General features: G+C 68.9%; 10 protein-coding genes. 9 read left to right on the forward strand and 1 reads right to left on the reverse strand.

Going from position 1 to position 9,803, the window contains the following annotated elements:
- The first annotated feature begins 84 nt into the window (after nucleotides 1-84).
- From BPODLACK_RS03610 to BPODLACK_RS03640, 7 genes are all read left to right on the forward strand, one after another.
- Nucleotides 85-528, forward strand: coding sequence for a hypothetical protein (locus tag BPODLACK_RS03610; RefSeq protein WP_159404737.1), 444 nt, complete (start codon nucleotides 85-87; stop codon nucleotides 526-528).
- Nucleotides 528-965, forward strand: a complete 438-nt coding sequence (locus BPODLACK_RS03615) for an SRPBCC family protein (RefSeq protein WP_024500398.1) — start codon at nucleotides 528-530, stop codon at nucleotides 963-965. Before BPODLACK_RS03610 ends, BPODLACK_RS03615 begins: the two co-directional genes overlap by 1 nt.
- Before the next feature lie 20 nt (nucleotides 966-985).
- Complete coding sequence (locus BPODLACK_RS03620; RefSeq protein WP_024500397.1) at nucleotides 986-2,170, forward strand: ArsA family ATPase; 1,185 nt, start codon at nucleotides 986-988, stop codon at nucleotides 2,168-2,170.
- Nucleotides 2,171-2,284: 114 nt separating this feature from the next.
- Nucleotides 2,285-3,304 (forward strand): IS481 family transposase, encoded by a 1,020-nt coding sequence (locus BPODLACK_RS03625; RefSeq protein ID WP_159404738.1) that lies wholly within the window; start codon nucleotides 2,285-2,287, stop codon nucleotides 3,302-3,304.
- Between the two features lie 169 nt (nucleotides 3,305-3,473).
- Nucleotides 3,474-3,908: a hypothetical protein gene (locus BPODLACK_RS03630; protein ID WP_159404739.1), complete on the forward strand. Its 435-nt coding sequence runs from the start codon at nucleotides 3,474-3,476 to the stop codon at nucleotides 3,906-3,908.
- Nucleotides 3,908-4,897, forward strand: coding sequence for an ROK family protein (locus tag BPODLACK_RS03635; RefSeq protein ID WP_159404740.1), 990 nt, complete (start codon nucleotides 3,908-3,910; stop codon nucleotides 4,895-4,897). Before BPODLACK_RS03630 ends, BPODLACK_RS03635 begins: the two co-directional genes overlap by 1 nt.
- Nucleotides 4,898-5,033: 136 nt before the next feature.
- Nucleotides 5,034-5,744 (forward strand): lysophospholipid acyltransferase family protein, encoded by a 711-nt coding sequence (locus tag BPODLACK_RS03640; protein ID WP_024500394.1) that lies wholly within the window; start codon nucleotides 5,034-5,036, stop codon nucleotides 5,742-5,744.
- A gap of 288 nt (nucleotides 5,745-6,032) precedes the next feature.
- Here BPODLACK_RS03640 and BPODLACK_RS03645 read toward each other — a convergent pair whose 3' ends face one another.
- Nucleotides 6,033-7,625: a glycosyltransferase 87 family protein gene (locus BPODLACK_RS03645; RefSeq protein WP_024500393.1), complete on the reverse strand. Its 1,593-nt coding sequence runs from the start codon at nucleotides 7,623-7,625 to the stop codon at nucleotides 6,033-6,035.
- Nucleotides 7,626-7,760: 135 nt separating this feature from the next.
- Between BPODLACK_RS03645 and BPODLACK_RS03650 the strand changes: the two genes are divergently transcribed.
- Nucleotides 7,761-8,255, forward strand: a complete 495-nt coding sequence (locus BPODLACK_RS03650) for a polyadenylate-specific 3'-exoribonuclease AS (RefSeq protein WP_006434978.1) — start codon at nucleotides 7,761-7,763, stop codon at nucleotides 8,253-8,255.
- A 41-nt stretch (nucleotides 8,256-8,296) separates the two neighbouring features.
- Nucleotides 8,297-9,700, forward strand: a complete 1,404-nt coding sequence (locus BPODLACK_RS03655) for a class II 3-deoxy-7-phosphoheptulonate synthase (RefSeq protein WP_159404741.1) — start codon at nucleotides 8,297-8,299, stop codon at nucleotides 9,698-9,700.
- Nucleotides 9,701-9,803: the final 103 nt, after the last annotated feature.

The raw sequence follows: 9,803 nt of genomic DNA on the forward strand, positions 1-9,803 counted from the left end.
GTTGTGCAGATCGTAACTCTGCGGTGAACCGGGACGTTCACGGCACCGCCCGTCGGGTGCACTACCCTGCGCCGACACGAGTATGTGAAGCTAGTGGGCGTGACGAGCATCCAGGTGGCCGACGAGGTCTTCGTCGCCGCGGCACCCCGCCTGGCCGCTGCCGTGATCGGCGACCCCGCGAACTGGCGGCGATGGTGGCCCGACCTGCGTCTGGCGGTCACCGAAGACCGTGCCGAGCAGGGGGTCCGGTGGCGTGTCGACGGACCGGTGGCCGGAACGATGGAGATCTGGAACGAAGCGATTCTCGACGGCTTCGTACTGCACTACTTCCTCCATGCGGAACCGACGCGTGCGCTGCCCGGCGAGCGGGGAGACGATCCGCGCGCACGCGCCGACGCGCTGGCGGAGGAGAACAAGCGTCGTCGTGTGGCGGGCAAGGACATGTCCTTCGAGGTGAAGAAGCTCCTCGAGGCCGGCCGGCACGTGGGCGGTCCGGCCGCCGGTGCCGAGACCGCGGAGGCCGTGTGATGGCCGATCACACCGAACGCGACATCGTCATCGGCGCGGACGCCGAGGACATCCTGGCCGTGATCTCCGATTTCGAGCACTACCCGGACTGGGTCGCCGCGGCGCGTGAGGTCGAGGTGCTGCGCGCCGACGCCGCCGGGCGCGCACTCGAGGTGCGGTTCGTGCTCGACGCCGGTGTCCTGCAGGACACGTATGTGCTTGCCTACGAGTGGGATCCGGACGGGACGTCGGTGTCGTGGCGGCTGGTCTCCAGTGATCTGCAGAAGGACCAGCGGGGCCGCTACATCCTGACCCAGCAGGTTCCCGGCTCGACCAAGGTCACCTATGAGCTGATGGTCGACCTGCAGGTGCCGATGATCGGACAGCTGAAACGTCGTGCGGAGAAGGCGATCACCGATTCCGCGCTGCACGAGCTCAAGAAGAGGGTCGAAGGCTGATCGATCTCACACCCATTCATGTGGTGCTCGGTCCCGGAGGCTCCGGTGTCTCCGCTGTCGCCGCCGCGGCGGCGTCCCAACGGCCCAGCACGCCCAGGGATTCGCGTCGTGCCGTCACCCGACCGGAGCAGCACACACTGCTCATCACGGTCGACCGTTGGTCGCCGGTGCACGACTGGGCTCGCGTCTACCGGCAACCCGGTGAGCCGGTGGCGGTCTCGAAGTTCCTGCACCTGCTGACACTCGACCGACTCGATCTCACCGAACGCACGTGGTCGGCCTTCGTCGACGTCCTCGAGCACACGGTCGGACGCAGCAAGGCCGTCATGCCGGGGGTGGGGACCCTCGCCGGCATCGACGCCGCGGAGCTGACCTCGTTGCCTGGCATCGACGACTTCCTGTTGCTCCGGCGCATCCGCGACGAGGCGACGAGTGGTCGGTGGCAACGGATCGTCGTCGACTGCTCGGGGTGTGGCGACCCCTTGCAGTTCCTCCGTGGGGGAGCGGTGTTGAGCCAGGCCCTCAACCGGTTCTGGCCGCGGCACCGGCGGCTCGCGATGGCGGCCGAACGGCCGGTGATGGCACAGTTGACCGCCGCGGTCGACGCCATCGACCGCGACTGCGCGGACGTCGCCGAGTTGTTCGCCGACGCGCATGCGGTGGCCGTCCACCTGGTTCTCGGCGCGGAGGATCGGGCACGCCGCCTCGCTGAGCACTATGTCGCGGGGGCGGACGTCATGGGACTACCGCTGACCTCGGTTCAGGTGAACCGCGGTGTGGGCGCGGAGTCGCCGGAAGACCTCGCCGCGCACGTCGAGGGGCTTCTCGCCGGACGCGGCGATGTGCGGGTCGCACTGGTGGACCGGTCCACGGAGACGATCGACCGGATGGCGCGGCTGCGCAAACTCGCGGTCCGGTTGCCCGATCCACACGGTATCCCGCGCGGATCGGCTGCTGCGGTCGTCGAGACCGCCTCCGAGGAGCCGGTCTCCTTCCGGCTGTCGTGGTCACAGCGCCTGCCCGAACCCGATTCGCTGGCCCTCGGCCGCAGCGGCGACGACCTGCTCGTGACCGTCTCCGGGTTCCGTCACCCGGTGCGTCTGCCGTCGGTGTTGCGCCGGTGCACGGTGGTCGACGCGGCCTGGGACGACGGCCGGCTGACCGTCTGTTTCGTCCCCGACCCCGCCGTCTGGCCGCGCCGCTAGTTGTTCTGACCCGGGACGTTAGGTACGGCGTTCGGCGAGTCGACGTGACATAGGGAAGACCTCCGAGTGAGGTGTGGAGCTGTCTAGGAACCGCTCCTCAACCCGGAGGTCTTCGTGTCTCACCGTAATTCACCGTTGTCCCCGACTGGTCGGTTGCGTCTGGCTCGGTGCGTCGTGCACGACCGGTGGCCATTGCGCCGCGCGGCTGACCGGTTCAACGTGTCGGTCACCACGGCCAAGCGGTGGGCGGATCGATACCGTGAATTCGGGTCGGCCGGAATGGTCGACCGGTCCAGCCGGCCCCGTTCGTGTCCGCATCGCACCAACCGGCGCCGGGAACGCCGGGTGGTCGGGTTGCGCGTCTCGCGCCGCTGGGGGCCTGCACGGATCGGGTTTCACCTGGGGTTGAACGTCTCCACGGTGCACCGCATCCTCACCCGTTACGGCTGTCTGCGACTGTCGTGGACCGATCCGGCGACCGGGGTCGCGGTGCGTGCCCGCAGACGCGAGGTTCGCCGGTATGAACGCCAAGCGCCCGGGGACTTGATCCACGTCGACATCAAGAAACTCGGCAGAATCCCCGACGGAGGCGGCCATCGTGTCCATGGCCGCGCTCAGGGCAGCCGCAACTCCAGCGCCCACCGCGAGCCCGGGCGACCCCGCAAAGTCCACGGCCGCCCCAACCTGGGGTATGCGTTCCTCCATCACGCTGTCGACGACCATTCCCGCTACGCCTACTCAGAGATCCTTGGTGATGAGAAGAAGGAAACCGCGACCGCGTTCATGACCCGCGCGTTGGCGCACTTCGCCTCGATCGGTGTCACCACCGCGCGGGTCATGACTGATAACGGGTCGTGTTACCGGTCGCGATTATTTCGGGACTTGTTGGCCGACAACGGGATTAAACATAAGTGGACCCGACCGTACCGGCCGCAGACCAACGGCAAGGTCGAACGCTTCAACCGCACCCTGCAGGAGGAATGGGCCTACGCTCGCCCCTACCTCAGCGAGTCCGAACGCGTCGCGGCGTTCCCCGAGTTCCTTCGCATCTACAATCACGAACGCGGCCACACCGCACTCGCAGGCAACTCACCCGCCGACCGCGTACCCAACCTGGCAGGTCAGTACAGCTAGTCGACGCCGCACGGACACCGGGTACGTTCGAAGACCGCCCGAGCAGTCGTGTGCGAGAACGCACGTTCGGCGACCACACGGTACGGTGCTGGGACGCCCGTCCATTCATGGTGGCGAGAGCGAGCGGCACCAGGCCTCCGGGTACGAGCGGTGAGGGGAGACTACGCGCATGGGCACGGATGAGGGGACGTCACAGGGTGACGGGCCCGATCGTGACGACCGCGGTGGTCCGCACGGCGATCCGGTCCGGGACCTGTTGCTCGGAGTGGCCAATCAGATCGACGCGCTGGCGGGTCTCTTCGCGGGTGGCACGCAGGACGCGGGCGCGGCTGCCGCCGGGTATGCCGCCGCATTCGGTGCCGACGGCCCGGTCGGCCAGACACTCGCCGGTGCGTCGGGGGAGATCACCTCGTTGCTGCGCGAGATCGGCGACCTCATCGCCCGGCTTCTCGCGGCGGTCATCGCCGTCCTCGAGGCCATCGCGGAGGCTCTGCGGTCGGCTCCCAGCTCGGTGTCGGAACCGCGGAACTACGAGCCGATCGCGGTTCGGATCGGCAGCCCGCGTCGTCCGGACGCGCCCACCGGACCCGAACAGGAGCGGTGATGGGTGAGCTGACGATCGGGATCGACATCGGCGGCACGAGTGTGCGTGCGTCGGTGGTCGACGACCGCGGCACGATGCTCGACACCCTCCGCGCGCAGACGCCGCCCACCGCTCAGGCCCTCGAACACTGCCTGGACCGTCTCGTCGGCGAGCTGACCTCGAGGTGGGACGCGAAGGCCGTCGGGCTCGCGATCGCCGGGTTCCTGACCACCGACCGCAGCATCGTCCGGTTCGCGCCCCATCTGCCGTGGCGTGAGGCCCCGGTGGCCGAGGACATGACCCGACGCGTCGGCATCCCGGTGTTCGCCGAACACGACGCCAACGCGGCGGCGGTGGCCGAGGTGCGGTTCGGTGCGGCCGCGCGTGGACACAACACGGTGGTGCTCGCGATCGGTACCGGCATCGGTGCCGGTCTCGTCATCGACGGCGAGATCTACCGCGGGAGTTACGGCGTCGCACCGGAACTCGGACACCTCGCGATCGTCCCCGACGGTCGTGCCTGTGCCTGTGGCAAACGCGGATGCTGGGAAAGGTATTGCAGCGGAACCGCTTTGGTTGACACCGTGGTCGAGTTGCTGGCCGACGGCGACTGGGGGCGCAGCCAGCTCGCCGCCGACGTCGCCGCCGACCCCGGTTCCCTGACCGGCCGGCGGGTCGCCGGTGCGGCCGCCGACGGCGATGCCGTGGCCCTGGCGGCCTTCGCCCGGTTCGCGACCTCCCTGGGACAGGGTCTGGCGATGATCGCAGACATCTTCGACCCGGACCTGATCGTGCTGGCCGGCGGCGTCGGCGCGGCCTCGGGCTTGTTCCTCGACGAGGCGCGCGAGCACTACGCGCGGCAGGTCACCGGTGCCGGCCACCGTCAGCTCGCCCGGATACGTGGCACCCAGCTCGGTGAGACGGCCGGTGTCGTCGGCGCGGCCGAGGTTGCGCGCCAAGCACTTCGGACGGCGGCGTGTCGGTCGACGCCGCCGTCTGCCGCCCGCTGAGGAAACCGGGGCCGGTCGGTAGAGTCGACGCAGGTAAGGTCTTGATGTCGGGACCACGGGGTGCGGGTTCCGGCGGTGGGGGTCCGCTGTCGACACCGGCATCGGGTCAGGAGTAATGCGCGGCGAGGAGAGTCTCATGTGGTACTGGGCGTTCAAGTACATCTTCCTGGGACCGTTCCTCCGCGTCTTGGGTCGCCCGAGGATCGAGGGGCACGAGAACATCCCGGTCGACGGGCCCGCCATCCTGGCGAGCAACCACCTCGCGGTGATGGACAGCTTCTTCCTCCCGCTGATGGTCGACCGCCGGATCTACTTCCTCGCCAAGAGCGAGTACTTCACCGGCACGGGTCTCAAGGGTGCGTTCCAGCGGTGGTTCTTCACCGCGGTCGGTCAGATCCCCATCGACCGGTCGGGCGCGGCCGCCGCCGAAGGTGCCTTCACCGCCGCACGCCGCCAACTCGACAAGGGCAAGCTGATGGGCATGTACCCGGAAGGCACCCGCTCACCCGATGGCCGCCTGTACAAGGGCAAGACCGGACTCGCGCGTCTGGCGATGGACACCGGAGTGCCGGTCATCCCGGTCGCCATGATCGACACCCACAAGTTCAACCCGCCCGGGTCGATCCTGCCGCGCCCCACGAGGGTGACCGTCCGCATCGGCAAGCCGCTCGACTTCTCCCGCTTCGAGGGAATGGAGGGCAACCGCTACATCGAGCGCGCCGTCACCGACGAGATCATGTACGAACTCATGCAGCTCTCCGGCCAGCAGTACGTCGACGTCTACGCCGCGAGCCTCAAGAACAAGGCCCCGTCCACCGAGTCGCAGGCTGCCGACGCGGCCGCCTGAGCAGTGCGACCCGCAACCCAGTGCACGGCACCCTGATCGAGGTCGCGTGCGACATCGACCAGGGGTGAACGACGTCGACCGAGCTCCTACAGTTGCAGCGATGTCGCACGCGACGTCATTTCGCACTCGCTCATCCGACGCGCCGAACCCCTCGCGCGTGATCGGTGACGCGTTGTCCGGCCGAGAGAGTCTCTCGTCCTTCACGACGGCCCGGCCGGCCGACCGCGGCCACTGAGGTGCGCGAAGCGGCGGTCAACCCACGCGCGGAAAGCGTTGACGACCGGGGTGCTAACCCGCTTCGCCCACCCGCGCGTCGTCGAGGACGGCGCACAGCTCGGGAATCCAGTCACGGTCGGCGGGTACGACGTCGTCGAGATCGAGCCGGCGTAGTTCGTCGGCCGAGAACCACTGCATGTCCAGATGTTCCAGGGCGGCCGGGGTTCCGGAATGTAGGCGGGCGCGGTAGGCGTACAGCATCAGGCCGTTGGGGAGGGTGACCTCCGCCCCGATACGCGCCGCCACCTCGATCTCGGCCCCGAGTTCCTCGCGGATCTCGCGGGTGAGAGCGGTCGCGTGGGTCTCGCCGGATTCGACTCGGCCACCGGGCAGTTCCCACTTGCCGGCGAGCTCGGCCGGATGTGCGCGCTGGGCGAGCAGAACCCGACCGTCGTCGACGATGGCCGCTGCCACCACATCCTGCGGGCGGTCGTCGGTTCGGTGGGCGCCGCGCGCCGCACGGGTGGCGATCAGCCAGCCCATCGTGACGAAGGTGGCGATCGACCAGGCCGCTCCGAACACGGCCTCGACGGCAGCCTGGGGCTCGGGTCCGTATTCGATGAGGACGCGCAGGATCCACGGGATGCCGAGCCCGGCGACGACCACCCACATGCCCAGGATCGCGCGGGCGCCGGGGCGTCGAGCGCCCGCGCCGTGTACGAGCCAGACGCCCAGGGGCACCACCCACACCCAGTGGTGGACCCAGGAGATCGGCGAGATCAGCAGGCCGAAGAACTGCACGACGAGCAGGACGCCGAGGGCGTCGGACACCGCGCGCCAGGTGAACACGGCCACGACGGTGGCGACCAGGACGCCGAGGAACCAGATCCAGCCGGTGCCGACATCGAAGCCGACGAACCGCGAGAGGGTCCCGCGCAGGCTCTGGTTGATGACCGCCTGGACGGGGCCGATGCGTTCGGCGTCCCCGAACAGGGTGCCGTAGTAGGTCCGGGTGACCTCCGGGAAGAGCAGCAGGCAGCCGAGGACCGTGAGCACGAAGGCGAACGCCGCCGACAGTGCACCCCACGGCTTGCGGACGGCGAGGTACCAGAGGCCGCTGATGGCCGGGGTGAGCTTGATGCCGGCCATGAGGCCGATCAGTGCGCCGCCCGCGAGCACACCGCGCTCGCTCGGGGTCCCGTCGGCGCGACGCGCCCAGGAGATCGCCATCAGGGTGCCGAGCATCAGGAAGACGTTGATCTGGCCGTAGTCCAGGGTCACCCGGACCGGCTCACACCAGATGGCCGGTGCGGTCCACAGCGCCGCGAGCGCGTGGACGTCGGTGGACCGGCCGCACAGTCGGAGCGCGAGCACCACACAGGCGTAGAGGGCGGCGAAGGTCGCGAGCTGCCAGCCGATCGCCACGATGTCCCACGGGATCAGCGACAGGGGATAGAGCACCACCGCGGCGAACGGTGGGTAGGTGAAGGGCAGCGCGAAGTCCGTCTCACCGGAATAGGTGAACAAATAGAGCGACCCGTCGGCGAGACCCGCCGAACCGTCGCGGTAAACATGCAGGTCGACGAAATTCCTGCCGTTCACGGTCAGCGTGTCCCAGACGAGCCGCGCGATGATCGACGCCGCCAGGAGAGCGGTCGCCAGCACAGACCTGGAGCGCACGAATTACCAGGGTAGCCAGCAAACGACGGCAATGGCGAAACGTACACCGCCCGGGCGCGTGTGCGGGTCCCGTCCGAGGGTGTCCCGGGACGTGGAAAAACGGCGTGTGAAACTGTCCCCATGCGGTTCTTCTACGACTCGGAGTTCATCGAGGACGGAAACACCATCGAGCTGGTCTCGATCGGGGTCGTCGGCGAGGACGGCCGTGAGTTCTATGCGGTGTCCACCGAGTTCGATCCCGGCCGCGCCGGTGACTGGGTGCGCGCGAACGTGTTGCCCAAACTGCCGTCCCCGTCGTCGCCGGTGTGGAAGGACCGCCGCCGGATCCGTGAGGACCTCCTCGAGTTCCTCACCGCCGACGGGACCGACATCGAACTGTGGGCGTGGGTGGGTGCCTACGACCACGTCGTCCTGTGTCAGATGTGGGGTCCGATGACCGCGCTGCCGCGTCCCATCCCGCGTTTCACCCGGGAACTCCGGCAGCACTGGGACGCCGCCGGCCGTCCCGCACTCCCGCCGGCGCCCTCCGACGCCCACGACGCACTGAGCGACGCGCGGCACAACCTGCGCCGCTGGGAGGCGATCGAGGAGGCCCGTCGGAAGATGGCCGGCTGACCCGGCGTAAATCACGGGCGCGTCTGCTTTACGCTGGACCAGTGGTGAACTGGACCGTAGACGTTCCGATCGACGAACTCCCCGAGCTGCCGCCGTTGCCCGGTGGCCTCCAGGAGCGTTTCGACGACGCGATGAGCCGCCCCGCGCTGCAGCAGCCGAGCTGGCCCGCCGAGGAGGCACGCAAGATCCGCACCGTCCTGGAGTCGGTGCCGCCGATCTGCATGCCCGCCGAGGTCCAGTCGCTGTCGTCGCAGCTTGCCGACGTCGCCGAGGGACGGGCCTTCCTGTTGCAGGGCGGCGACTGCGCGGAGACCTTCGCCGACAACACCGAACCCCACATCAAGGCGAACATCCGCACGCTGTTGCAGATGGCCGTCGTGCTGACCTACGGCGCGAGCCTTCCGGTGGTGAAGGTCGCGCGCATCGCCGGCCAGTACGCCAAGCCGCGGTCGTCGAACGTCGACGCCCTCGGCCTCCCGTCGTACCGCGGCGACATGGTCAACGGCTTCCCGGCCGACGAAGCCGTGCGTGCCCACGATCCGTCGCGTCTGGTGCGCGCCTACGCGAACGCCGCCGCGGCCATGAACCTGGTCCGCGCGCTCACCCAGGCCGAGGCCGATCTGCACCGGGTCCACGACTGGAACCGCGAATTCGTGCGGACGTCGCCCGCCGGCGCCCGGTACGAGGCACTCGCAGCCGAGATCGACCGCGGTCTGCGGTTCATGGACGCCTGCGGCGTCACCGATTCGAGCCTCCACTCGGCGTCGATCTACGCCTCGCACGAAGCGCTCGTCCTCGACTACGAACGCGCCATGCTGCGACTGGCCGACGACCCCGCGGCCGACGCGAAGAGCGGGGACAAGGTCCTCTACGACCTCTCGGCACACTTCCTGTGGATCGGTGAGCGCACCCGTCAGCTCGACGGCGCGCACATCGCGTTCGCCGAGCTGATCAACAACCCGATCGGCGTGAAGATCGGACCGACGACGACGCCCGAGCAGGCCGTCGAGTACGTCGAACGACTCGACCCGCACAACGTTCCGGGCCGCCTGACCCTCGTCGCCCGGATGGGCAACGGAAAGGTGCGCGAGGTGCTCCCGGCGATCGTCGCCGCCGTCGAGGCGACCGGTCACAAGGTCATCTGGCAGTGCGACCCCATGCACGGCAACACCCATGAGGCCTCGACCGGCTTCAAGACGCGGCACTTCGACCGCATCGTCGACGAGGTGCAGGGCTTCTTCGAGGTCCACCGCGCGCTCGGCAGCCATCCGGGCGGCGTGCACGTCGAGCTGACCGGTGAGGACGTCACCGAGTGTCTCGGTGGCGCACAGGAGATCTCGGACCTCGACCTCGCCGGCCGCTACGAGACCGCCTGCGACCCGCGCCTCAACACCCAGCAGTCGCTCGAACTGGCGTTCCTCGTCGCGGAGATGCTGCGCGGCTGACACTTTCCGGCGACGGGGCGGGTGGTTTCGATACGCCTCGTCGCAGGCTCCTCGGCTACTCAACCGGCGGTCGTGGGGCTCGTCGCAGGCTCCTCGGCTACTC

It is taken from the genome of Gordonia sp. YY1 (assembly GCF_009872315.1).
GTDB lineage: Bacteria > Actinomycetota > Actinomycetes > Mycobacteriales > Mycobacteriaceae > Gordonia > Gordonia amicalis.

Excerpts from the sequence above, each read along its gene's own strand:
- BPODLACK_RS03615 (WP_024500398.1), top strand. The coding sequence starts at position 528 with ATGGCCGATCACACCGAACGCGACATCGTCATCGGCGCGGACGCCGAG.
- BPODLACK_RS03630 (WP_159404739.1), top strand. The coding sequence starts at position 3,474 with ATGGGCACGGATGAGGGGACGTCACAGGGTGACGGGCCCGATCGTGAC.
- BPODLACK_RS03635 (WP_159404740.1), top strand. The coding sequence starts at position 3,908 with ATGGGTGAGCTGACGATCGGGATCGACATCGGCGGCACGAGTGTGCGT.
- BPODLACK_RS03640 (WP_024500394.1), top strand. The coding sequence starts at position 5,034 with ATGTGGTACTGGGCGTTCAAGTACATCTTCCTGGGACCGTTCCTCCGC.
- BPODLACK_RS03650 (WP_006434978.1), top strand. The coding sequence starts at position 7,761 with ATGCGGTTCTTCTACGACTCGGAGTTCATCGAGGACGGAAACACCATC.